Annotated in this window: 19 protein-coding genes; 14 read left to right on the forward strand and 5 right to left on the reverse strand. The window is 69.9% G+C overall.

Going from position 1 to position 24,425, the window contains the following annotated elements:
* Window positions 1-2: 2 nt before the first annotated feature.
* Entirely contained in the window at window positions 3-839 is an 837-nt protein-coding gene (locus NF557_RS07160) for a hypothetical protein (protein ID WP_252623057.1), read from the forward strand.
* 86 nt (window positions 840-925) lie between these two features.
* On the opposite strand, the gene NF557_RS07165 is transcribed toward NF557_RS07160, so the two are convergent.
* Window positions 926-1,867: a cytochrome b5 domain-containing protein gene (locus tag NF557_RS07165; RefSeq protein WP_252623059.1), complete on the reverse strand. Its 942-nt coding sequence runs from the start codon at window positions 1,865-1,867 to the stop codon at window positions 926-928.
* A 123-nt stretch (window positions 1,868-1,990) separates the two neighbouring features.
* On the opposite strand from NF557_RS07165, the gene NF557_RS07170 reads away from it, so the two are divergent.
* From NF557_RS07170 to NF557_RS07180, 3 genes are read left to right on the forward strand one after another with little or no spacing between them, the layout of a single operon-like run.
* Window positions 1,991-2,773 (forward strand): trans-aconitate 2-methyltransferase, encoded by a 783-nt coding sequence (locus NF557_RS07170; protein WP_252623061.1) that lies wholly within the window; start codon window positions 1,991-1,993, stop codon window positions 2,771-2,773.
* 36 nt (window positions 2,774-2,809) lie between these two features.
* Window positions 2,810-3,166: an MmcQ/YjbR family DNA-binding protein gene (locus NF557_RS07175; protein WP_252623063.1), complete on the forward strand. Its 357-nt coding sequence runs from the start codon at window positions 2,810-2,812 to the stop codon at window positions 3,164-3,166.
* Window positions 3,167-3,168: 2 nt separating this feature from the next.
* Entirely contained in the window at window positions 3,169-3,798 is a 630-nt protein-coding gene (locus NF557_RS07180) for a DnaJ family domain-containing protein (protein ID WP_252624001.1), read from the forward strand.
* A gap of 109 nt (window positions 3,799-3,907) precedes the next feature.
* Here the strand turns inward: NF557_RS07180 and NF557_RS07185 are convergent, their stop codons facing one another.
* Window positions 3,908-5,443: an HNH endonuclease signature motif containing protein gene (locus NF557_RS07185; protein ID WP_252623064.1), complete on the reverse strand. Its 1,536-nt coding sequence runs from the start codon at window positions 5,441-5,443 to the stop codon at window positions 3,908-3,910.
* Between the two features lie 180 nt (window positions 5,444-5,623).
* Here NF557_RS07185 and NF557_RS07190 point away from each other — a divergent pair, with 180 nt between their 5' ends.
* Entirely contained in the window at window positions 5,624-6,241 is a 618-nt protein-coding gene (locus NF557_RS07190) for an HIT family protein (protein ID WP_252623072.1), read from the forward strand.
* An 88-nt stretch (window positions 6,242-6,329) separates the two neighbouring features.
* On the opposite strand, the gene NF557_RS07195 is transcribed toward NF557_RS07190, so the two are convergent.
* Window positions 6,330-7,547 (reverse strand): hypothetical protein, encoded by a 1,218-nt coding sequence (locus tag NF557_RS07195; protein ID WP_252623074.1) that lies wholly within the window; start codon window positions 7,545-7,547, stop codon window positions 6,330-6,332.
* 123 nt (window positions 7,548-7,670) lie between these two features.
* On the opposite strand from NF557_RS07195, the gene NF557_RS07200 reads away from it, so the two are divergent.
* Genes NF557_RS07200 through NF557_RS07210 form a run of 3 tightly spaced genes read left to right on the forward strand, consistent with a single transcriptional unit; the run spans window position 7,671 to window position 12,116 of the window.
* Window positions 7,671-9,488: an ABC transporter ATP-binding protein gene (locus tag NF557_RS07200; protein ID WP_252623076.1), complete on the forward strand. Its 1,818-nt coding sequence runs from the start codon at window positions 7,671-7,673 to the stop codon at window positions 9,486-9,488.
* Window positions 9,485-10,990 carry a glycosyltransferase family 4 protein gene (locus NF557_RS07205; RefSeq protein WP_252623078.1) on the forward strand — a complete coding sequence of 502 codons (1,506 nt, stop codon included), beginning with the start codon at window positions 9,485-9,487 and terminating at the stop codon, window positions 10,988-10,990. Before NF557_RS07200 ends, NF557_RS07205 begins: the two co-directional genes overlap by 4 nt.
* Window positions 10,980-12,116 carry a glycosyltransferase family protein gene (locus NF557_RS07210; protein ID WP_252623080.1) on the forward strand — a complete coding sequence of 379 codons (1,137 nt, stop codon included), beginning with the start codon at window positions 10,980-10,982 and terminating at the stop codon, window positions 12,114-12,116. Before NF557_RS07205 ends, NF557_RS07210 begins: the two co-directional genes overlap by 11 nt.
* 66 nt (window positions 12,117-12,182) lie before the next feature.
* On the opposite strand, the gene NF557_RS17785 is transcribed toward NF557_RS07210, so the two are convergent.
* Together NF557_RS17785 and wecB are read right to left on the reverse strand one after the other, a co-directional pair.
* Window positions 12,183-13,745 carry an IS30 family transposase gene (locus NF557_RS17785; RefSeq protein ID WP_425342963.1) on the reverse strand — a complete coding sequence of 521 codons (1,563 nt, stop codon included), beginning with the start codon at window positions 13,743-13,745 and terminating at the stop codon, window positions 12,183-12,185.
* A 117-nt stretch (window positions 13,746-13,862) separates the two neighbouring features.
* A complete protein-coding gene (wecB, locus tag NF557_RS07220; protein ID WP_252623082.1) occupies window positions 13,863-14,918 on the reverse strand; it encodes a non-hydrolyzing UDP-N-acetylglucosamine 2-epimerase in 1,056 nt (351 codons plus the stop codon).
* 34 nt (window positions 14,919-14,952) lie between these two features.
* Between wecB and NF557_RS07225 the strand changes: the two genes are divergently transcribed.
* The 6 genes from NF557_RS07225 (at window position 14,953) to NF557_RS07250 (ending at window position 24,404) form a co-directional block, all read left to right on the forward strand.
* The gene (locus tag NF557_RS07225) at window positions 14,953-16,083 is read left to right on the forward strand and encodes a glycosyltransferase family 4 protein (protein WP_252623084.1); all 1,131 of its coding nucleotides are present in this window, start codon (window positions 14,953-14,955) and stop codon (window positions 16,081-16,083) included.
* Window positions 16,080-17,162 carry a glycosyltransferase gene (locus NF557_RS07230; RefSeq protein ID WP_252623086.1) on the forward strand — a complete coding sequence of 361 codons (1,083 nt, stop codon included), beginning with the start codon at window positions 16,080-16,082 and terminating at the stop codon, window positions 17,160-17,162. Before NF557_RS07225 ends, NF557_RS07230 begins: the two co-directional genes overlap by 4 nt.
* Window positions 17,163-17,248: 86 nt before the next feature.
* Entirely contained in the window at window positions 17,249-18,562 is a 1,314-nt protein-coding gene (locus NF557_RS07235) for a nucleotide sugar dehydrogenase (RefSeq protein ID WP_252623093.1), read from the forward strand.
* A complete protein-coding gene (locus NF557_RS07240; RefSeq protein WP_252623095.1) occupies window positions 18,559-20,532 on the forward strand; it encodes a DUF6541 family protein in 1,974 nt (657 codons plus the stop codon). Before NF557_RS07235 ends, NF557_RS07240 begins: the two co-directional genes overlap by 4 nt.
* Before the next feature lie 59 nt (window positions 20,533-20,591).
* Window positions 20,592-22,352 (forward strand): glycoside hydrolase family 15 protein, encoded by a 1,761-nt coding sequence (locus NF557_RS07245; protein WP_252623097.1) that lies wholly within the window; start codon window positions 20,592-20,594, stop codon window positions 22,350-22,352.
* 12 nt (window positions 22,353-22,364) lie between these two features.
* Window positions 22,365-24,404: a cation:proton antiporter gene (locus NF557_RS07250; protein ID WP_252623099.1), complete on the forward strand. Its 2,040-nt coding sequence runs from the start codon at window positions 22,365-22,367 to the stop codon at window positions 24,402-24,404.
* The last annotated feature ends 21 nt before the right edge of the window (window positions 24,405-24,425 follow it).

Consider the following 24,425-nt stretch of genomic DNA (forward strand, 5'->3'; position numbering starts at 1 on the left):
TCATGTTCGGGGCCAGACGTCGCAGGCAGCGGGAGATGGAGCGACGCCTGCGTGAGCTGGACTGGTTGGACCAGGCCTACGGCATCGGTGCCTACGCACCTTCCGGCGCACCACCGAGGAGACCGTCGCGGATCCCAGGGGCCATCGCGCTGCTGGTCGTCATGGGGGTGACCACCTCAGCGGTGTTCACCATGCAACCGCAGGTCTTCCCCGACCGGGTGCACGACTGGCTCGGCACCAACCCCGAGCGGCTGCTGCCGGTGCGCGACATCCCGATCGGGCCGGGCGACTTCAGCTTCATCGCGACCCAGCCGGACAGCGACGAGCCGGTGGCCTACAACCCGTGCGAGGTCATCGAGGTCGAGATCAACCCGGAGGGCGCTCCGGACGATCATGAGGAGCTGGTGACCCGGGCGATGGCGCACACCAGTGACGCCACCGGGCTGCAGTTCGAGCTGGTGGGCACAACCGATGAGCGTGGCTTCGACTCGATGTCGATGAACGACCCGGTCATGGTGCTCTGGTCCGAGCAGGACGAGGTGGCGGACCTGGCGGGCAGCATCGCCGGGCTGGGCGGCAGCTATCGCATCGAGCCGATCGGCGGGGGCAAGCAGCGTTATGTCACCGGCTTCGTTGTGCTTGACCGTGAGGCCTTCGCCGACCTCCGCTCTGATGAGGTCCGGCAGGGGATCGTCGACCACGAGTTCGGTCACCTGGTGGGGCTGGGGCACGTCGATGACCCGCGCCAGCTGATGCACGAGCACGGCGGCATCAACATGGCCTACGGCAACGGTGACCTGGCGGGGCTGGCCGCGCTGGGCTCCGTAGCCTGCCGGTGAGGCCCTGCGGTGGAGGCCCCTGCGGTGGAAGCCTGCGGTGGAGGCCCTGGTGGGTGATGAGGCCTTGGCGGAGCCGCTGTGATGGGTCAGCCCAGCCGACCGATCCTGAATCGGGTGAGCTCCTGCCTGGGCTCGTCGTCTCCATCGTGCTCATCGCGGAAGTCGGCCGAGGCGTCGGTGCCGCAGACGCCGAGGATCTCCCCGATCCCGCCGGGGTGCTCGTCGATCCAGTCGGTCAGGTCATAGACCTCACCGTTGATGGCGGCCCAGCACGACTCGCGTGACCCGTGCTCCGCAATCTCAGCCAGCGTGTAGGAAGGGTCCGCTGCGGATGGATCGGTTGCCGAGGGATCCGTCGTTTCAGGGCTGGTCGCGGACTCGCCGGACCCGGGAGCCGTTGCTCCTGGCTCGGCTGGCCCTGACTCGGCTGTCCCCGGCTCCGCTGCTGGGGGGTTGGCCGCGTCCGAGCTCCCGCTCGGGGTGACCGTCGACGGCACGCCGAACGAGGTGCGATCAGCCCAGGCTGCCTCAGCGCCGCTGTGTCCGACGACGGCCGTGAGCACCAGCACGACGAGGGAGAGCACGGCCACGAGTGCGCCTGCAAGGCGAGCCAGCATGGGCAGGGCACCCGTCAGCCGCCCGCTCGAGGCGTCTGGAGCACCCTGGTGCAGTTCTTGCGCAGAGCTTGAGCGGCGCCGATCGAGCACGAGCCAGACGATCGCGACGGCAGCAAACACGATGGCCCACGTCGAGAGACGCTCGCCCCAGTCCTCGTGGTTGCGCGGGAGACCGACCTGATCAGCCAGGGCGTCACCAGACTCCTTCGCGACGAAGGCCCCTGCTGCCCCCATAGTCGCGACCGCCACAGCCAGCACGCCATAGTGCTTCCGCCAGCGCGGCACCGCGACGAGGGTGATGAGGCCGAGCGCAGACACAGGCAGGAAGACCACCACGACATGCACTACGAGGGGGTGGAGGGGAAGCCCGGCGATGCTGGCGAAGATGCCGGAGTCCTCGGCGAAGGTCATGGCGCAATAGTAGGGACCGGCAGAGAGCACGACCGCAGGACAGAGCGCGACGCACCGGCAGAGCTCTGGCCGTCGCCTTCCTTCCGGGTAGGCGAACGGCGGTGACCGTGTTTGGCTGAGGGCATGACCTCGCCGACCTGGGACCCGGGGCAGTATCTGCAGTTCGCCGACGAGCGCGGTCGTCCCTTCGTCGACCTTGTCTCGCGCATCCGCAGGAACGCTCGCACCGTGGTCGACCTGGGATGCGGACCGGGCCAGCTGACTCCGGTCCTGCGCCGCCGCTGGCCGGAGGCACAGATCACCGGCCTGGACTCGTCCGCCGAGATGATCGCCCGGGCCACAGCGACGAGTGATGACCCCCTCACGAGCTATGCCGTGGTCGATGCGGCCGACTGGAACCCTGAGCAGCCGGTGGACGTGCTGGTCTCCAACGCGATGCTGCAGTGGATCCCTGGCCACGCCGATCTGCTCCCGCCCTGGATGGAGCAGATCGCGCCGGGAGGTGCTCTCGCGTTCCAGCTCCCCGGGAACTTCGACGCACCCAGCCACCGGCTCCTGTGGGAGACCGCAGCGCGCCCGGCATACGCCGGCCTGACCAGGGCCCTCAGGTCTCGGGCTGCAGCGCTCGACCCGGCTGACTACCTGGCCCTGCTGTCGCGGCCGGGTTGGGAGGTGGACGCCTGGGAGACGACCTACCTGCACGTCCTGCAGGGCGAGGACCCGGTCTTTGAGTGGATCTCCGGGACCGGGGCACGGCCGGTCTTGCAGGCGCTGTCGGATGGGGTGCGCGAGGAGTTCGTCGCTGAATACCAGGCGGCGCTGCGCGATGCCTATCCGCGGCGGGAGTTCGGGACGGTGCTCCCCTTCCGACGCATCTTTGTGGTGGCGCACCGCTCTGACTTGTAAACTGGGCCGCCCACCGCGCCAGGGGATGGAGGCGACATGACGGACTCGATCACGGAGTTTGCGCTGGCTCTGCCTGGTGCCTGGCCCGACCAGCCCTGGGAGGGGGATCACGTCGCCAAGGTGGGGCCGGAAGGGGCTGGCAAGATCTTTGTCTTCCTCGGCCAGGAGGCGATAGGCCTGAAGTGCGGGAACCGCGAGGAGGCCGACGAGTGGCTCGCGCGCTATCCCGACGACGCGAGCGTGATGGCCTACATCGGCCGCTCCGGGTGGAACTCCCTGCGCCGTGGCGGCGCGATCAGTGACGAGGAGATCCTGGAGGCGGTGACCGAGTCCTACGAGATGGTGGTCGCCAAGTTGCCGAAGAAGCACCGGCCGCAGGGGTGGCAGCTGTGAGTATGCCGTCAGCCGGCGACGCAGACCGGTCCCGGGAGGTCGAGCGCCGGAAGCAGGCAGAAGACGCCCGTCCGCGGATGAACCTGCAGCAGATCCAGTCCTGGGTCGACCTGGAGATCCAGCAGGCGCAGCGTCGTGGTGACTTCGAGAACCTGCCCGGTGCCGGCAAGCCCCTGAAGAACCTCGACAAGGCCGACCCCGACTGGTGGATCAAGGGACTGATCGAGCGCGAGAAGCTCGATCTCAGCGCGGCACTGCCGACCGTGATGGCGCTTCGGCAGGAGCGGCGAGGATATCCGGAGTCCTTGGCCGGGATCGCGGACGAGGTGGCGGTCCGGGAGAGGTTGGCGGACTACAACGCACGCGTGCTCGAGGACCGTCGCAAGCCGGTAGTGGGACCGCGCTCGCCGGCCATCGCCGGGCGGGTCGACGTGGAGGAGACGGTGGCGCAATGGCGGGAGTTGCGTGCCGACCAGGAGCGGCCCCTTGTGACCGATGCATCTGAGGTCACTGCGGCGGGGGAGCCTGCGCCGGGAAGAGTGGACGTCCGCGGGGGACAGGCTTGGCTGTGGGTTGGCCTGCTCGGGATCATCGCCGTTGCGATCGTGATCTGGCTCGCTATGAGGAACTGATCAGGACATCCGCGGTGATCCTGGGCGTTCTGCAGAGGTCTGGCTGGGTCTGGGCGTGGGTGTGACCCCGCTGTCCCGGTGTGGGGTGGCGGGGTCGGGGGCGTGGCCGCTAGGTGTCGACCAGGGGTGCGGCGTGGGTCCCGGTCCTGGTTCCTGGGAGGTGCCAGATGACTTCGGTGGCGGTGATGGTGGCGGTGTAGCCGTAGCGGTGGACGGTGACGTGGTGGCGCCGGCACAGAGCGGCGGCGTTGGACAGGTCTGTGGCGCCGCCGAAGATCCAGTGGATGACGTGGTGGAGGTCGGTCCAGGACGCGGGCATCGTGCAGCCCGGGAAGGAGCAGCCTTTGTCCCGCAGGTGGACGGCTTTGCGTTGTGCGGGGGTGAACAACCGCTTGGTCACCCCCACATCCAAGGGTTCAGAGGGGCCGCCGAGGACGATGGGGATGATCTGCGCGTCGCAGGCCAGGCGCCGGATCGTCCCGGCGGAGAGGGGTTGACCGGTGGCCGTCGTCCCCCCGCCACTGACCTTGCCGGCCAGGGCCTCGTGGCCGATGGTGACCTGGATCTTGGCCTTGTCGGTGACGACGGTGCCTTCGGGGGCGGCGACACCGCGGCCGATGATCTCGAGCAGGGCATCAGCACGGCGGGTGGAGGCGGTGCGCGGGTCCAACTGGTGGGCGCCGTGCTCATCAGCGCCGGGGCGCGGTGTGGACAACGGGTCCAGGGCCGCGAGCAGGATTGCTTCGGCTTCGTCGTCGAGCAGGAGCTGCCACTCGGCCAGGCCGGCCACGGTCCCGGTGCGGCGTAGCAGGCGCCGGGCGCCTTGCTTGTCGTCGAGCTCGTCATCGTCATCCGGCTCGATGAGAAGCTTCTTGGCCTCGGTCCCGATCTGGGCCAGGGCACGCAGCCCGGTGGTCTCCACGATGTCGGTCATCACATCGGTCAGGGCCTGCAACGACTCCTTCGTCGCGACCGGGGTCAGCTCCTGGGTCAGGCGGGTGATGATGTTGGCCCGCGAGACGCGGGCACTGCCATCGGCCACCTTCGCCGACAGGGCCTCGAACCGGTCATCATCGATCGCGGCAGCCACGCGGGCGGTAGCCAACGCTTCGGGGCGGTCGATCATCGGAGCCCAGGTAGTGATCCAGTCCGGGACAGAATGCCCGGACTCCCCCGGCAGCCCGCGGGAGATCGCCTCATGGGTGGCCGCGGTCAACAACGACTGCGCGGCCTGCACCAGAGCCTGCGCGGCGCCGATCGTCTCTCCCAGTGCCTGCTCGGGCAACGTGGCCAGCGGGAAGTCGCCAGCCAGCAGCTGGGTCATGTGCGCCGTCCCGGCAGCGAACTCGGGAACCTCATGACCGCTGGCCGTCAACACCGGCCCACCATCAGCACGCCCGGAGCCGTCCAGGTCGCCCGCAGCCTGCGCGTCGGCATCGTCGGGCGGGACCAACGGTCCACTGCAGGAAGAGGCTTCCCGCAACGGACCAGAACCGATCACCGGGCGATACTTCATCGGCCCACGACCACCAACATCCCCGCCATCCTGGTCCGTGTCGTCTTGGGCGGTGTTGTCCTGGGTGGGCACGTCAGGAGCGGCGACGGTGGCCCCACCGTGACTGTCCGACCCCGACCCCTGATCCATAATTAGAACATACATGCCATCACCGACAGAGCCCTGAACAGCACAAACGCGGGTGCAGGGCGAGTGACATGGACAGGCGTTGGGGGGCAGGCGGGCGGCGGGGACAGCCGTTGGGGGCAGGGGGGCGCCCAAGGAGACCCGAACCCAAGGGAGTCGGGTGAGTCACGGCATACTGTCGACATGCCTGAGACCAGCCAGGAGTGGTTTGCCCGTGTGTCTGCCGAGATCGATCGCAGCGGCTATCTCGGGTCGGACTGGGGCCGGTGGTCGAGCTGGCCGTTCGCGGGTGAGCTGACCCCGAAGCCGCTCCAGGCCCCGGCTGCCGAGCCCCAGCGCGGGGGACTCGGTGGCATCGACTGCTTCGTCTGCGACAAGCTCGCAGCCGGTGATCGCTCCTACATCTTCTGGCAGGACGAGCACGCCATCCTCGGAGTGCCGGCGGAGCCACGAGCGCTGCCCTTCGCTGCCTTCCTGATGCCGCGCACCCACGCCGACCTGGCGGATCTGCCGATGGCCACGGCCGCTCGGATGGGTGAGCTGCTCACTCTCATCGAGCGAGCCGCGATCGACGTGCTGGACATCCCGCGCATCCAGGTGGCCCGGTGGGGTGACGGAGGTGAGCACCTGCACTGGTGGCTGTTTGCGCGCCCGACCGGCATGCTGCAGCTGCGCGGGACGTTCCTGTCGCACTGGGACGACATCCTGCCGCCGCGACCTCTTGAGGACCTGCGCGCCGACCTTGACCTGGTGGCTGCCCGGTTGGTCGAGCTGGCCGGCGGGGAGGCCTCGCAGTCGTGAGCGGGTGACCGCACGCTGCGGTGACGGTGCTTCTCGGTTCTGCAGAAGTGGTTCGGCGGTCCCAGGGAGATGTCGTCGGCGGTCCGGACTACCCCAACGATTGAGGAGATTTGAACCACGCCGCCAGCACTGAGGCAGCGCGGGTGCCGTCGTGGTTGCGGCGTGCCCAGGCCGGGCCCTGGGCGGCGATCTCTTGGTATGTCGATCGGTCACCGAGGATCTGCCGCAGCACCTCCTCGAGGGTGTCGGGGTCGGCCTCGACGATCGGAGGTTCGTGGCCGCCCGGGTCGAAGGCGGTCATGCGATCCCGCACGCCGGGTGACAGGTGGCCGATGACGAGCCGCCCCGCGGCTGTCGCCTCCGCTGTCAGGGTCGCGGCGTTGCCGAGCACAATCTGGTCGATGACCACGTCGGCATCTTGCAGGAAGGTCGGCATCTGCGCGTTGGGGATCCCCTGGAGCCTTCGGTAGGCCACCAGCCCCTCGCCCTCGAGTCGGTGCAGCACCCGCTCGATGGCGTCGGTCCCCTTCAGACGAGGGTTCGTCGGGGCGTGTAGGACCACAGGCTGCTCCCGCTCCAGTGCCTGCACCCCAGGGTTGCCAGGACCCACGGTGAACCGGTCCACGTCGACCACGATGGGAAGCAGTGCTGCGCCGGGCACGAAGTCGAGCATGTCGTGGGTAGGCACGAAGAGCTCCCCGTCGAACTGCTCGACCACTGCGCGGGTCCGCTCCACAGTTGCCTGCATCCGGCGCCACCGCTCGTCCCACTCGCCCTGGAACGGCGAGTGGGGATAGGCCTCCGCGTGCTCTCGAAGGTCGCGCAGCTCCGACCCGTGGATCAGCAGCCCCACGTCGACCCCGGCAGCACGCAGCCGGGGCAGGTCCTCGATGATCGTCCGGTCGAGAGGGTGGTCCAGGACCGCACGCCCCGACTCCGCCAGCACGTGGGTCAGGCCAAGAACTCGCTCCTGATAGGGCCGCATGCCCCTCAGCTGGACCTTTCTGCTCAGGAACCAGTCCGTCTCGTAGCCATAGCTCACGCCGGTGGAGCGGCGCTCGACATTAAGGCTTTTGGCCGCGACGCCTGGCACCTGACGGGCAGCCTGCGCCCACCGGTGCGCCTGGCCGGCCGTGTTGAGGGGGCCGATCAGCAGCCGGGTCGGCTCCTCCGGAAAGGCGGGCAGCGCGCGCGCCGCCCGCTCGGCACGCAGCCGCAGCGCCGCGTCGCCGAGCCCCCGGACCGGGGACGGCAGTGCACGGAAGGCACGGTAGGCCCACTGCGCCGGTCCTGATGATGCAGCCACGGCACGACGATAGCCGCGGATGCCGCGCTGCAGCCGATTAGGCTGGGGCAGCCCGACCGGGACCGACAGGTCGGACCCGGCCCCCCGGCATACGAACTGACCGACCAGAGAGACGAGGAGCGGATGCTCGCCCTGTTCCGCACGGTGCGTGACCTCCTCGCCGTGCTCCCCGCGGGCACCCGCCGGTTCATCGTCACGTTCGCCGTGCTGCAGAGCCTGTTGGCCGCTCTTGACGTCGCCGCGCTCGGGCTGCTCGCGATCACGCTGGCTCCCATGTTGACCGGCAACGAGCTCACCCTGCCCATCATCGGGACGCTGAGTGAGCCTGCGCAGTTCCGCAACATTCTGATCGTGGTCGGGCTGCTGATCATCTCCAAGAGCGTCCTGGCGATCGGCCTGCAGTATTGGGCCACCCGTCGGTTCGCCCGCTTCGAACAGGTCCTGGGCGCACGGCTGCTGGAGACGACCTTCAAGGCGCCGTGGACCGAGCGACTGACCCGCAACTCCACCGACCTGGTGCGGGCCACGGACGTCGGCGTCGGCGCGACGGTCTCCGGCGTGCTCATCCCGTTCTGCCAGCTCTCCGGCGAGCTGTTCACCTTCCTGGCGGTGCTGATCGTGCTCATCGTCGCGGAGCCGGTGCTGGCACTGGCGACCATCATCTATTTTTTCCTGGTCGCCGCAGTGCTCTACAAATGGGTGCTGAAGAAGGCAGTCACCGCAGGTCAGAACAACCGGACCTACTCCAACAAGGCGGTGCGACTGCTCCAGGAGATGGTGCACTCCCTCAAGGAAGTCACCTTGCGCAACAAGTCGTCCGAGGTGGCCGAGGTGGTCCTCTCGGTGCGCAAGCACGCCTCGGAGGCGCGGGCCAACCAGAGCTTCCTTGGCGCGATCCCGCGCTATGTGCTTGAGGCCGGGCTCATCGGCGGGCTCGGAATCGGTGCCGCCATCGGTTATGCCCAGGCCTCCGCGGCTGGGGATGCCAACCCGGTCAACGGCGCCATCGCAGCGGTCGCCCTCTTCGGTGTCGCCGGTTTCCGGATCGTCCCCTCACTCACCCGATTCCAGACGATCATGGGGCAGACCGGGGCGAACATGCCCTTCGCGCAGGACGTGATGCGGGAGATCAAGCGCGGCCAGACGTATGTCGCTGCCGAGCGGGCAGCGGGCGACACCTCGCTGCCCGAGGGCGCGCACTCGCTGCAGTTGGACGAGGTGACCTTCACCTATCCCGGCGGCGAGGCGCCCGCGGTGCGCGAGGTCAGCCTGGAGCTGCCCTTCGGCCAGACTCTCGCGCTGGTCGGGGCCTCCGGGTCGGGCAAGACGACACTGGTCGACATCATTCTCGGCCTGCTGGAGCCGCAGGAAGGGCAGGTGCTGGTCGGCGCGACCCCGTTGCCCAAGGTCCTCCAGGGTTGGCGCGCCCGAGTCGGCTATGTGCCGCAGGACGTGTCGCTGTTTGACGCTTCCGTGGCCCGCAACGTGGCGCTGACCTGGAAGGACGATGAGGTCGACGAGGAGGCGGTGCGCCGAGCTCTCGCCCGGGCCCAGCTCCTCGACGTCGTCGAGTCCCGTCCGGGTGGCATCCACGGCAAGGTGGGGGAGCGGGGGCTGAATCTGTCCGGCGGCCAGCGGCAGCGGCTCGGCGTGGCGCGCGCGCTCTACACCGACCCCCTGGTGCTGGTGATGGACGAGGCCACCTCCGCCCTGGACACCTCGACCGAGGCTGCCGTCACGTCGGCGATCCGCGAGCTGGCCGGAGAGGTCAGCGTGATCGTGGTCGCCCACCGCCTGGCCACCATCCGACACAGCGAACAGGTGTGCTTCATGCGCGACGGGCAGATGATCGCCAAGGGCACGTTCGACGAGGTCGTGGCTGCCGAGCCCGACTTCGCCCAACAGGCCGCGCTGGCCGGACTCACGCGGAGGGACGCATGACGAACCAGATCACTGCCGCCGACGAGACGGGGCCGATCCCGCAGGCGCCGCCGGTCCCGCAGGCGCCGCACGTGCCCGACGGCGACCTCGTGGAGCTGCCCGCGGTCGACGGGCGCGCCCCGCGGGTGGCTCTCCTCGTCTATCGCGACGCCGACACCGACTCCCGCGTCCTCAAGAGCGCGGCGACGCTGCGTGACGCGGGGGCGGACGTGCTCATCGTCGGATCGGCGCGGGACCGTTCGGGCTTCCCCGCCGGACACGCCACCAGCCCGGACGGGCTGGCGATCTATCGTGCCCCCGACCTGGACCTGGTCCGGTCGTTCTCCACCGCCGCGAGGGTATGGCGACGCTTGCGTGGCCGGGACCCGCAGACCGGGGCTGTGCTCACCCAACCGACCCGCACCCAACCGACCCGCATCCAGCCGACGGCCGAGGACCAGCCCGCCCCCCGGCATACGACCGATGCTGTTGTCCCACAGTCGCTCCCGGGCCGCGCCAAGGCCCTGGCCGCGGACGCCTACATGCGGACCTACCAGGTGGGGCGCCTCAGCTACTACTGGCTCGGGGCCGTGCGTGAGGCGCGCCGCTTCGCTCCCGACGTCGTGCATGCCAACGACGGCAACACGCTGGCACCCGCGATGCTGCTCAAGGTCCTCGATGGCGCGCGCATCGTCTATGACTCCCACGAGCTGTGGCTGCGGCGCAACGTGCGTCAGGACCGGTGGTTCGCCCCGGCGGTCGAGGCGCTGACCGAACGCGTCGGCGTCGCGGTGTCCGACGGCATCATCACCGTCTCGCCGTCCATCGTCCGCTGGCTGCAGGATACCTATCGCCTGCGGGTCGCCCCGACCCTGGTGCGCAACATCCCGCTGCGCGAGGGTGCTCCGCCGGACCCGGCCGACGGACGGTTGCGTGAGCTCACCGGGCTGGGGCGTGACGACCGGATCGTCTCCTATGTCGGGGGCATCACCACCGGCCGCGGTCTCGAGGAGACTGTCGAGGCGCTGACCCTGCTGCCGGACCACGTGCACCTGGTGCTGCTGGGGTTCGGCGGTCCGGAGTATGTCGAGGGGCTGGTCGCCCTCGCCGAGCAGCGGGGCGTGGGGGACAGGATGCACCTGGCGGGTCAGGTGCCCGGGCCACAGGTGCCGCAGACCCTTGCTGACGCGGACGTGGCCGTGGTGTTCGTGCGGCCGATCGTGCTGTCCTACCTCTACTCGCTGCCCAACAAGCTGTTCGAGTCGATCCACGCAGGGCTGCCGATCGTGGCCGCGGACCTGCCGGACACCGCGGCGGTGGTACGCGAGCACGGGGTTGGCGAGGTCTTCGATGCGCGGACGCCGGCCGAGCTGGCTGAGGCGATCCGTGACGTCCTCGCTGACCCGGCAGCGTTCCGGGCGGCGTCACGACGGGCCGCCGAGCGACTCGACTGGCGCTTCGAGGCGCACGAGCTGACCGACCTGTATGCCCGTGTCCTGCGGGGAGCCCGTCGTGGTCGGTGAGCGCCCGAGCCTGCTGATCATCAGCTACTCGCCGCTCTATCGCGACGCGCGGTTGTTGCGGCAGATCCGGCACTTCACGCCCGACTACGACGTGACGACGTGCGGCTATGGCCAGGCGCCCGAGGGCGTGGTCGACCACATCCGGATCCCCGACGACATCATCTACTGGCACAAGGACCGCAAGGCGATGATCGCCCGGCTCTACCAGCGGGCTTATGACACCGCGCCGGTCACCCGCTGGCTGCGTGAGCGGCTCACCCCAGGCCAGTTCGACGTCATCCTCGCCAACGACGTGGACACCGTCCCGCTCGCGGTGACGCTGGAGCCGCGTGGGGGTGTCCACGCCGACCTGCACGAGTTCTCCTCACGCCAGAAGGAGGAGTCGCGCATCTGGCGGTGGGCGGTGGCGCCCTACTATCGCCACCTGGTGCGACGCTGGGTGACCCGGGCCGACTCCGCGACGACAGTCGGCGAGGGGCTGGCGCGGCAGTACCAGTCGGAGTTCGGCGTCGCCTGCGGTGTCGTCGTCAATGCCCCGCCGTATGCCGAGCTGTCACCGGCGCCGGTCTCCTGGCCGCCGCGTCTGGTGCACGCTGGCAACGGCGTAGCCGCCCGGCTCGAGGTGATGCTCGAGGCGATGTCGCAGGTGACCAATGGCTCCAGCCTCGACCTCTATCTGATCGACCAGGGCAACGGCTATGTGCCGGCGTTGCGGGAGCGATTTGCCGACAGCGACCGGGTGAGGATCCACGACCCGGTCCCGACGGCCGAGATCGTCTCGACGCTCAACGCCTATGACGCAGGCGTCTATTCGCTGCCTCCGATCTCGTTCAACTTCAGGTGGGCGATGCCCAACAAGTTCTTCGACTTCGTGCAGGCTCGGCTCGCACTGGTGATCGGCCCGAGCCCGGAGATGGCGGGGCTCGTGGAGAAGCATCACCTGGGGGTCGTCGCCCAGGACTTCACGCCCGAGGCCTTCGCCGCGGCGATCAACGCGCTGACGCCGCAGGCGCTGGCGGCTGCCAAGGCGGCGAGTGACAAGGCGGCGCGGGTCCTCTGCGCCGAGGAGCAGGTGCACGGCTGGGCCGAGCCGGTCGCTGCGCTCGCCGCCCGCGCGCAGCGCTAAGCACGTGGGGCGTGACGTCACACACAGCCAACTGCATGCATCCCTTCACGTGACAGGCCGGCGAATTCAAGGGGTCTGCGCAACGGTGAGTAGTTCGGCGAGTCTAGCGGCGGGAGTCGCGAAGCCGAGTGTTTTGCGGGGTCGGGTGTTCAGGAGGTCCTGGGCGTCACGGACTTCTTCGTCGGTGACCTTGGCGAAGTCGGTGCCTTTGGGGAAGAAGTCACGGATCAGGCCGTTGGTGTTCTCGTTGGTGCCGCGTTGCCAGGGTGAGTGCGGGTCACAGAAGTAGACCTGGCAGTCACTGGCCAGTGTGAAATCAGCGTGCTCAGCCAGCTCAGATCCTTGGTCCCAGGTGATGGTTCGGCGCAGGTCGCCCGGGAGGTCGGCGACCATCTGGATCAGGGCCTGGGTCACGGTCGGGGCGTCGTGGCGGTCCGGGAGTCGGTAGATCAGCACGTTGCGGGTGGCCCGCTCGGCCAGGGTGATCAACGCGGTGGCGCCCTTGGCACCGATGACGAGGTCTCCTTCCCAGTGGCCGGGCACGGCCCGGTCGGCCACCTCGGCAGGTCGGGCGCTGATGTGGTTGTCCTCATCGATCCAGGACCGGCTGCTGGCCTTGGGCGGCAGCTTGGAGCGGGGCTTGCGGCTCGTGCGGCCGGTGCGGGTGGCCTTGGCCACCTTCACCTCGTGACGCAGGGAGCCTTTGCCCTGGACGTACAGCGCTTGGTAGATCGTCTCGTGGGACACCCACATATCTTCCTCGTCCGGGTAGCTGAGACGCAGGTCAGCAGCGACCTGCTCGGGCGACCACCTCTTGTTCAGCCGCTCGATCACCGCGGCTCGCAACCGCGGGCAGGACAACCGGCGGGCCTGCGGACGGGCCGCCGCGGCAGTGGCAAGGTCCTGCGCGGCCCGAGCGCGGTAGCCGGCTCGGTCAGCGAACCGGGCCAGCTCCCGACCGATCGTGGAGCGGTGCACGCCCAGCACCCTGGCGATATGGGCGTTGGTCGCGGTGGTGCCAGCCAGGTGCTGGAGCACCCCGCGCCCGGCCTGGGTCAACCGGCCCCGCTCATCGCGGTAGTCCTCATCCATAGGTACAGCAGGTACCAGGCTCGCGCGAGCCGCCGCCCGCGACGCGCCGTCCAACCCCCCGATCCCACCGGGTTGCCCGGACCACCCCTGCGCGACGATCCACCGGTACAGGGTCGACTCGTTGATGCCGAGCGTGCGGGCGACCGCTGTCAGGCTCTTTCCCTCGGCAAGCATTCCGAACGCTTCGGCGCGACGCTGTGCACTGCTCGGCTGGCCCACCTGACCGGCCACCCGCACCGGAGCGATCAACTCCTCCCCGGCCGGGGTCAGCAAGCCCCGGGCATCGACATAACCGCCCTCAAGGAAGCCAGCCGGCAACAGCTCCGGTCGCAAGACGAGCTGGTCGGCGGCCACACCCGTGGCCCGCACCCAACGAAGCACCGACGACCGGTCCCGGGCCAAGACCCTGCCCACCTCCTCCAGAGCCATCCCAGCAGCCACCAAACCCAGACCATACGAACGCAGCACCATGCCTCCCGGCAGATTGGTGTTGCGCTGACCCCTGAACCCAAGGCCGACGGAGCGTGAAGGATGCATGCAGTTGCACCTGGGCGAGGAGCGGACGTGACGAAGCCAGCCAACCTGGGCACGGATAAGCGCTCTGTGCGTCGGTGATATCCCGGTCCCAGCGCGGCTATCCGTGCCCAGGTTTCTTCAGCGGGTGAGGGCGTCAAGCACAGCCGCCGCGGCTGTGCCCGTGCCGTAGGGCGCGGCGTCAGTGGGCGCCGGGGCGGGACGTGATGCTGCTGCGGCCACGGCGGGACCCGGCTCGGCCAGCACGTTCCAACCCAGCTCGACGGTCTCGACCCACTCGGTCTCGGTGCGCACGGTGGTGCACGGCGTCCGCAGCACGAACGCCTCCTTCTGCAGGCCGCCGGAGTCGGTGATCACCCCACGGGCGGCGTCGACGGCGGCCACCAGGTCCGGATAGGCCAGGGGGTCACGCGTGGTCAGCGAGCCACCGTTGAGGTCCAGCCCGTGCTCGCTCGCCTTGGCGCGCAACCGCGGGTGGGCCAGCAGCACCACGGGATGGTCGACCTCTTGCAGCGCGGTCACGATCGCCGACAGCCGCGCCGGGTCGTCGGTGTTCTCCGCGCGGTGGATCGTCGCCACCGAGAACCCGCCGTTGCTCAGACCGAGCCGCTCGAGCACGGCCCCGGTGTCAGCCAGCCGCTCGCGCACCAGCATCAGCACGTCCACCATCACATCGCCCACCTGCACCGACCGCTGCGCCAGACCCTCAGCGGCCAGGTGGTCCATCGCGACCTGCGTCGGTGCGAGCAGCAGGTCGGCGGCGTGGTCGGTGAGCACCCGGTTGTGCTCCTCGGGCATCCGGCGGTTGAACGAGCGCAGCCCCGCCTCCAGGTGCGCGATCGGCAGGTGCAGCTTCACCGCCGACAGGGCGCCGGCCAGCGTGGAGTTGGTGTCGCCATAGACCAGCACCCAGTCCGGCCGGTGCTCGTCCAGGACCGCGTCCATCGCCCCGAGGATCGCCCCGGTCTGCACACCATGGGTGCCCGAGCCGACGCCCAGGTGCACGTCCGGGTCCGGGATGCCCAGGTCGGTGAAGAAGACGTCGGAGAGCATCGGGTCGTAGTGCTGCCCGGTGTGCACGATCACGTGCTCCACCCCACGCCGACGGCACTCATCGGCCACCGGAGCGAGCTTGACGAACTGCGGACGGGCACCGACGACACTCAGGATCTTCACGGGGCCAGCCTACGGTCGGGATAGTTTGGGCGGCATGCGCATCCTCGCGGTCACCACCTGGCTCCCGACCCCGGGCAGCCCGTCGACTGGATCGTTCGTGGTCAAGGACGCGCAGGGGATCGCCAGCCTGGGACATGACGTGCACCTGGTCCACCTCGTCCCGAAGGCGCAGTATGCCGAGGGGCTGCCCGAGCGCGACACCATCGGAGGGTTGCCGGTCACCCGGGTGCCGATGGAGACCAGCAACCCGCTGCAGATCGCCCGGGCCGCGCGCCGGCTCCGAGGCATGGCCGCGCACGCCGACCTGGTGCACACGATGGCGTTCTCCAGCCTCCTGCCGATGGCGACCTGGCGTCCGCAGGTGCCGTGGGTGCACACGGAGCACTGGTCCGGCCTGACGGCGCCGCAGACCCTGCCCGCCTCCTGGCAGAAGGTGCTGCCGGTCCTGCAGAGGCTCCTGGCCAGGCCCGACGTGGTGACTGCGGTCTGTGACTACCTCGCGTCCCCGATTCGCGAGGTGCGGGGGAGCAGTCACGACCGCACGGGGGCCAAGCCCACTGCTGTCGTGCCGTGCATCGTCCCCGTCCCCGAGCCCGTGCCAGCGCGCCCGGCGGACCAGCGACGGCTGCGCATGGTCTCCATCGGGGGCCTGATCGAGCGCAAGGACCCGCTGCTGGCGGTCGACACCCTGGCCGAGCTGCTGATCAGGGGTCACGACGCCAAGCTCACCTTCGTCGGCCAGGGCCCCCTGCGCGAGCAGATCGTCGAGCGTGCCCAGGTCTTCGACATCGCCGACCGGGTGCGGCTGACCGGACCGCTGGACCGCGAGGGTGTGCTCGACCAGCTGGCCCGTGCGCACCTGTTCATCGGCCCGACCCGCGGCGACAACTTCTTCGTCTCCTGCGCCGAGGCCCTCGTCGCCGGTCGCCCCGTCGTGGTCGGGTCGACGGGCGGGCAGGGCGAATACATCGACCCTGCCGTGGGGCAGACGGTCGACACCCAGACCGCCACCGCCTATGCCGATGCGGTCGAGTCGGTGATGGGCCGGACCAGCGGCCTGAGCGCCCAGCAGATCTCGGACACCGTGGGCCAGCGCTTCTCGGTGGACGCGGTGGCGGCGGGCTATCAGGACGCCTACGACCTGGCTGGGCAGCAGCGACGATGAGAGTCGACGTCGTCGTCGCGGTCCACACACCGACCCGGCCTGTGGGCCGTGCGGTGGCCAGCATCCTCGAGGGCAACACCGGCCCGGACCCGGCCCACCCCCACACCGCGGTCACCGTCGTCTGCCACAACATCGCAGCCAGCCAGATCGCCCCCGGGGTCGCCGAGCACCACCGAGACCGGGTCCGCTTCCTCGAACACCACGACGGGATCCGTTCTGCGGCAGGACCGTTCAACGAGGGCATGCGCCGGGCCCGCGGCGAGTTCGTCTCGATCATGGGCAGCGACGACACCCTCCAACCGGGGGCGATCGACGCCTGGCTCGCCCTCGCCGACCGCACGCACGCCGAGACCGTGATCTCCCGCCTGGTCATCGGCGAGGGCCACCGCCCGGTGCCCACACCGCCGACCCGTCCGTGGCTGCGCGGGCTGGCCGACCCCGTGGCGGACCGCCTCGCCTATCGCAGCGCCCCGCTCGGGCTGGTCTCCAACCAGGGCCGCGAGCGGCTCGGCATCGAGCTCGTCGAGGGGCTTCTGGTCGGCGACGACGTCCCCTACGTCACCCGGCTGTGGGCCGAGACCCGCGTCGCCTGTCAGCGCCGCGGCCCCGCCTATGTCATCGGCGAGGACGCCACCGACCGGGTCACGCTCGACCCCAGACCCATCGCCGCTGAGCTCGCCTTCGTCCACCACCTCCTTGACCAGGGGTGGTTCGCGGACTACCCCGCCCCCCTGCGCACAGGGGTCGTCGTCAAAGCCATCCGCATCCACCTGTTCGGAGCGGTCTTCTATCGCAGCGACCCGGGCTACTGGACCGGCACGGAACGACATGACCTGCAGGCGGTGGCCGATCGCCTCATCCGGGCGGCACCCGACGCGACCCAGGTCCTCTCGCGCGCGGACCGTGACCTGCTCGACGGCATACTCGCGCCGTCCGTCCCGGCCGACGACCTGATCGCGCGCGCCCAGGCTCGCCGCCGCCACGGCCGTCCCGCGACCGTGCTGACCCGTGACCTTCGCCACCTCCTGCACCGGGAGGCGCCGCCACGCCTCATGGCAGCCTCCCTGCTGACCCGATAGCGCCTAAACTGCAGAGCCAGGCACTGGAACACCGGCGCTGACCTGCGCGTTGGACCCCTGGCACACATGTCGACCACAGGAGAACCATGAAGATCGCCGTTGTCGCACTGGGCAAGATCGGCCTGCCGCTGGCGGTGCAGTTCGCCGATGCGGACCCCAGTCATGAGGTGGTCGGGGTCGACGTCAACCAGACCGTGGTCGACCTGGTCAACCAGGGCACCGAGCCGTTCCCGGGGGAGGCGCACCTGGCCGAGAAGCTCGCCGAGCTCGTGCCGGCCGGTCGACTGCGCGTCACCACGGAGTATGCCGACGCGATCCCGGGTGCGGACGCGATCGTCCTGGTCGTCCCCCTGTTTGTGGACGAGGCCACCGGTGCTCCCGACTTCGGCTGGATGGACGACGCGACCCGGAGCCTGGCCCAGCACCTGACGCCCGGGACGTTGATCTCTTATGAGACGACCCTGCCGGTCGGCACCACCCGTGACCGGTGGAAGCCGATGATCGAGGAGCTCTCCGGGCTCACCGAGGGCAGCGACTTCCACCTCGTCTTCAGCCCGGAGCGGGTGCTGACCGGGCGTGTCTTCGAGGACCTGCGGCGCTATCCCAAGCTGGTCGGCGGTCTGACCGAGGCCGGCACCGTCAAGGCGGTCGAGTTCTACGAGTCTGTCCTGTCCTTCGACGAGCGCGACGACCTGCCCCGGCCCAACGGCGTGTGGGACATGGGGAGCGCCGAGGCGGCCGAGATGGCCAAGCTGGCCGAGACGACCTATCGGGACGTCAACATCGGTCTGGCCAACCAGTTCGCCCGTTTTGCGGACACGGTCGGCATCGACGTCCAGCGCGTCATCGAGGCGTGCAACTCCCAGCCGTTCAGCCACATCCACCAGCCCGGCATCGCCGTCGGCGGCCACTGCATCCCGGTCTATCCGCGGCTCTATCTGGCCACCGACCCCGACGCCACCGTCGTGCGCAACGCCCGCGAGGCCAACGCCGCGATGCCGGAGTATGCCGTGGCGCGCGCCGAGTCCCTGCTCGGGTCGCTGTCCGGCCTGAAGGTCGCCGTGCTGGGCGCGTCCTATCGCGGCAAGGTCAAGGAGACCGCCTTTTCCGGCGTCTTCGGCACGGTCGAGGCGCTGCGGCAGCGAGGGGCCGAGGTCGTGGTGCACGACCCGATGTTCTCCGCGGACGAGCTGGCCACCTACGGCTGGACCGCCCATGCCCTCGGCGAGCCGGTGGACGTCGCGATCGTCCAGGCGGACCACCCGGAGTATGCCGAGCTGACCCTGGCCGACCTGCCCGGACTCAAGCTGCTGCTGGACGGCCGCCGGATCACCGACCCTGCCGCGTTCACCGGGGTGCCCCGGCTGACCATCGGCGGGGGTGAACCGGTCAGCGGATGAGCTGGTGGGGGGTGCTGCCCGGCATCGGCCTGATGGCGGTGCTGTGGCTGGGACCTGGCTATGCCGTCCTGCGCGCCCTCGGCGTGCGAGGGCTCCTGGCGCTCGGCGGCGGGGCCGGCGTGACCTCGGGCCTGGCCGGGATCCTGGCGATCGGCTATGACCTGGTCGGCCTCACCTGGAGCCTGCTGACGTTCCTGGCCGGCGCCCTGGCCGCCGTCGTCGTGGCGCTGGTCATCGGACGGGTGCTGGGCACCACCACCAACCCAGCCGCAGGGGCCGTCGCCGGCCTGCGCCCGCTCGAACCGCGGGAGCGGGGCTGGCTGGCCCTGACCGGGCTGGTCGGGGCGGGGGTGCTGGCCCTGGCGATGATGACCGGCATGCAGCGGGCCGACATGCCGCTGCAGGTCTGGGATGCCGTCTATCACCTCAACGCCCTGTGGGTCATCCAGGACACCGGCAACGCCTCGAGCCTGGGCGCCCTGGCTCCGCTGTATGCCGACACGACCGCCCCGTACTACCCGACCGTGTGGCACTCGATCGTGGCCATCGCGCCGGGCTTCGACAACGTCACGCAGGCCGCCAACGCGTCCTCCATCGTGCTGGGCACGGCCGTGTGGATGTCCTCCCTGGTCGCCCTCTCCCGCGTCGCCTGGCCGGCCCGCGCCCTGCCCGTCGTGCTCACCCCGATCATCGCGGCGACCTTCGTCGCCTTCCCCGCGATCTCCGTGTCCATGCTGGGGGTGTGGCCGTTCGCGGTGAGCGTGGCCTGCCTGCCCGGCGCGCTCGCCCTGATGATCGCCGCCCTGCGCGGCAACCAGACCTGGCAGATCTATCTCGTCCACGCGCTGGGCTTCGCAGCGGCCGCCGCCGGCGTCGTCCTGGCTCACGGTTCGGGCCTGTTCTCCCTGGCTCTGCTGGCCGCGCCGCTGCTGGGGGTGCTGGTCTTCCGTCAGGGGCGTCGCTACTGGCGGCGCGGGCACGCGGTCCCTGTCGCCGTGATCCTCGGCGTGGCGCTCGTGGCGGTGGTCGTGGGCGGCAGCTGGCTGGTGAGCTTCCCACCGGTGCAGGCGATCATGGACTACCAGCGGGGCGGCCAGGAGAGCTATCTGCCCGGCATCGGCAGCCTGCTCATCGACCACCCGCTGATCTATGTCTACGACATCAGGTCCGTCAACCTGGTCATCACCGCCATGGCCTTCGTCGGGGTCTATCTGACGATCACCCGCCGCCATGCCAGGTGGCTGGTCGTCGCCCTGGTGGCCTCCGCCATACTCACGCTGTTGGCCGCCGGCCCGCCGGAGAACCCGATCCGCTTCCTCGCCGGGTTCTGGTACACCCAGGCCTCGCGGATCAACCAGCTGTTCGTGATCCCGATGGTCGTGCTGGCCGCCGGTGGGCTGGCCTGGACGTGCGGCAAGCTCGCCGCCCGGTTCCGGGTGCCGATCACCGCCACGACCGCCGTGGTGCTGGTGGGGGTCGGCCTGGCGACGTTCGGGCTGCGGTGGCCCTCGCAGGTGGAGGTGATGTCGTCGGTCTACAGCCACTGGCCGATCGCCTGGGGCACGATGATCGACTCCGAGGACGAGCTGGCGATGATCGACCGGGCCGCCGAGACGCTGCCCGACGACGCCGTGGTGCTGGGGGAGGCCATCAACGGCTCGCCCTACCTGTTGTCGCGCAGCGGCGTGGACGTGGTCTATCCGCAGCTGACCACGATCCCCGACAGCCCCGAGCGCGTGCTCCTGGCCCAGCACTTCAACACCTGGTATCTCCAGCCCGAGGTCTGTCAGGCCGTGCGCGACCTGGGGGTCACCCATGTGTATGCCGATGACCTCACCTTCGCGGAGGGCGGCAAGTGGGAGGAGACCACCCCGGGCCTGCGGGTCATCAGCACCGACCGGCCGGGCTTCGAGCTGGTCGACCGCGGGGGTCAGGCCTCGATCTGGAGGTTCACCGGCTGCGACACGTAAGGGGAGGCGCCGGCATACCTCGACGTGCCGGACGCCGAGGACTCTGACACCGTGGGTGCATGAGCCAGCGCATCGAGGACTACGGAGTGATCGGCGACCTGCAGACGATGGCCCTGGTCGGGCGGGACGGGTCGATCGACTGGCTGTGTCTGCCGCGCTTCGACTCTGGTGCCTGCTTCGCCAAGCTGCTGGGCACCGACGACCACGGCTTCTGGCGGATCGCGCCCTCCGCGGGTGGCAGCTGCACCCGCCGGCACTATCGCGGTGACAGCCTGATCCTGGAGACCGAGTGGGAGACCCCGGAGGGCAGCGTGCGGGTGATCGACGCCATGCCGGTGCGTGACGGTGCCGCTGATGTCGTGCGGATCGTCGAGGGGATCTCCGGTCGGGTGCCGGTGCGCAGCGACCTGCGGCTGCGCTTCGACTACGGCCACATCATCCCGTGGGTCAACCACACCGGCCACCAGATGTCCGCGATCGCCGGGCCCGACTCGGTCTGGCTGGACACCCCCGTCGAGCTGCACGGCCGCGACCTGACCACCGAGGTCGAGTTCGAGGTGTCGGCCGGGGACCGCATCCCGTTCCTGCTGACCTACCACCCCTCGCACGAGCCGGCACCGGCCCGCCGGGACGCCGAGCTGGAGCTGCGCCGGACCGAGGCGTTCTGGACCGAGTGGGTCAGTCGGGCCGACTATGACGGCGAGTGGCGCGATGCGGTGGTGCGCTCGCTGGTCACGCTCAAGGGGCTCACCTATGCGCCGTCGGGCGGGATCGTGGCGGCCGCGACCACCTCGCTGCCCGAGGAGATCGGTGGCTCACGCAACTGGGACTACCGCTATTGCTGGCTGCGTGATGCCACCTTCACCCTGCAGGCGCTGATCAGCACGGGCTACCTCGCTGAGGCCGGGGCCTGGCGGGACTGGTTGCTGCGCGCTGTCGCGGGCGATCCGGCTGACCTGCAGATCATGTATTCCATCGACGGCACGCGCCGACTCACGGAGTATGAGCTGCCCTGGCTGCCGGGCTATGAGGGGTCCTCGCCGGTGCGGATCGGCAACGGGGCGGCCAGCCAGTTCCAGCTGGACGTGTGGGGAGAGGCGCTCGACGGACTGCATGTGGCGCGCGAGGCGGGTCTGGCCGGCGTCACCGCGGGCTGGGACCTGCAGCTGGCGCTGCTCGACTACCTCGAGGGCAACTGGCGTCGGCCGGACAAGTCGTTGTGGGAGATCCGTGGGCCAGACCAGCAGTTCGTGCACTCCAAGGTGATGGCCTGGGCCGGCATCGACCGGGGGATCCAGGCCGTGGAGCACTTCGGTCTCGAGGGTCCGGTCGACCGGTGGCGGGCGCTGCGCGAGGAGATCCACACCGAGGTGTGCCGCGAGGGGTTCGACGCTGACCGCGGCACCTTCACGCAGCACTACGGCTCGCCCGGGTTGGACGCGGCGCTCCTGCTCATCCCGAGGGTCGGTTTCCTGCCGTATGCCGACCCGCGCGTGGTCGGCACCGTCGAGGCCGTGCAGCGCGAGCTGTCGGAGGAGGGGTTCCTGCTGCGCTATCGCACCGAGCACGGCGTGGACGGGCTGCCGGGTCACGAGGGCGCCTTCCTGCTGTGCAGCTTCTGGCTCGCCGACGCCCTGCACGGGATCGGCCGGACCGGGGAGGCCCGCGACCTGTTCGAGCGCCTGCTCGGTCTGCGCAACGACCTCGGCCTGCTCGCCGAGGAGCACGACCCGGTGACTGGTCGGCACCTGGGCAACACCCCTCAGGCGTTCAGCCATGTCGGCCTGGTCAACTCTGCCCGTGTGTTGAGCCGAAGCTAGACGGGGAGTCGCATGGAGCCAGTGGTCTATCTGGGTGCCGTCCTGGTGGTGGGCGCCCTCGCCCAGTGGTTGGCCTGGGCACTGCGGATCCCCTCGATCCTCGTCCTGCTCGTCGCCGGATTCCTCGGCGGCATGGTCGTCAGCCCGGACGAGGTGCTGGGCCGCGACGTGCTCTTTGCCGGGGTGTCCCTCGCAGTCGGCATCATCCTCTTTGAGGGCAGCCTGACGCTGCGCCTGGCGGACGTGCGTGACCTGGGGCGACCAGTGATCCGGTTGTGCACGGTGACGGTGCTCATCGCGTGGGCGCTGATCACCGCCACGGGCTGGCTGGTGGGTCTGGACCTGCAGCTCGCGCTCCTGATCGGGGCGATCCTGGTGGTCACCGGGCCGACCGTGATCAACCCGATCCTGCGTCAGCTGCGCCCCACGAGGCGGATCTCCTCGCTGTTGCGCTGGGAGGGCATCGTGGTGGACCCGATCGGCGCGATCCTGGCCCTGCTCGTCTATCAGGCGGTGCTGGTGGGCAACCGCGAGGACGCGTTCGGCACCGCGGTGCTGACCCTGCTCACGTCGGTCGGGGTGGCACTGGTCTTCACGCTGGTGCTGGCCGTGATCGTGGAGTTCGTGATGGTGCGCCACCTGGTGCCTGACTATCTGCAGGGCACGCTGTTCATCGCCGTGGCGGCCGCCGGACTCGTCGGCTCCAACATGATCCAGGCCGAGAGCGGGCTGCTCACGGTGACGGTCCTGGGCATCGTGCTCGGCAACCGACCCAGACTCGCGCTGCAGCACGTCAAGGAGTTCTATGAGCACCTCCAGGTCTTCCTGATCGGCGTGCTCTTCATCATCCTGGCCGGCCGGGTCACCCCGGAGCAGGTGCTCGACATCCTGCCAACTGCGCTGGTGTTTGTCGCGATCCTCATGCTGGTCGTGCGCCCCGTCAGCATCTGGCTGGGTCTGATGGGGACGGAGACGACCCGCAAGGAGCGGCTGCTGCTGTCCGGCATGGCGCCGCGAGGCATCGTCGCGGCGGCGGTGACCAGCATCTTTGCGCTCGAGCTGGAGCATGCGGCAGAGGTGGTGGACGGTCGCCGGGGGGAGGCGCTGGCCCGGTTGGCGGCCGAGGCCGAGGGCATGGTGCCCCTCGTGTTCGTCACCATCGTGGTGTCCGTCGCGGTCTATGGCCTGGGCGTGGGGCGGCTGGCCGAGCGGCTGGGGCTGGCCACGGCCAACCCGCACGGCGTGGTCTTCGCCGGCTCCCAGGGCTGGGTGCGCCAGGCCGCGGGGGCGCTGGGCGAGGTGAACGTGCCGACCATCCTGGTCAGTCAGGACATCGGCGAGCTGCACCGCGCGCGGATGGAGGGCGTGCGCACCGAGCGGTCAAACATCCTGTCGGACTATGCGATCAACGAGCTGGACCTCGCCGGGATCGGCAGCTTCATTGCCGCGACCAACGACGACGGCACCAACAGCAGCGCCGCGCGGGAGTTCGGTCACACGCTGGGCAGCGCGAACGTCTATCAGCTGCGTCGCCAGGACGTCGAGGCGCCCGCGGGGGAGGCCGACGGGGCACGGACGTCATCGGGCGGGAGTGGCGCGTCGGGGACGTCATCGGGTGGCAACGGCGCGTCGGGGAAGGCATCGGGTGGCAACGGCGCGTCGGGGACGTCGGCCGAGCGCGCGAGTGCCGCATTGAAGCAGAGCGTGACAGCACCTGCTCGGAAGATGACGGTGACGGAACCTGCTCGCAAGCGGGCCAGCCGCACCAGCAGCTCGGAGAAGTTCTCGGCACGCGCGCCGTTCCGCCCGGCCCTGACCCACGAGCAGCTGCAGGAGCGGGTCGAGGACGGCATGGTGGTCCGCCGCACCCAGCTGACCGAGTCCTTCACCCTCGAGCACTACCTGGAGCGCAACCCCGAGGCCGTGCTCCTGTTCACCCACGACGGGGCCAGAGCCTCGGTAGTGACGGAGGAGTCGGACGTCTCCGGGTCCGGGGTCACCCTGATCGCGCTGGTCCGCCCCCGCGACGGGCGCCGCGGTCAGCAGGAGTGAGCGCGCCCGGCACTGCCGGCG

The organism is Ornithinimicrobium cryptoxanthini, from assembly GCF_023923205.1.
In the GTDB taxonomy this organism is placed as follows: Bacteria; Actinomycetota; Actinomycetes; order Actinomycetales; family Dermatophilaceae; genus Ornithinicoccus; species Ornithinicoccus cryptoxanthini.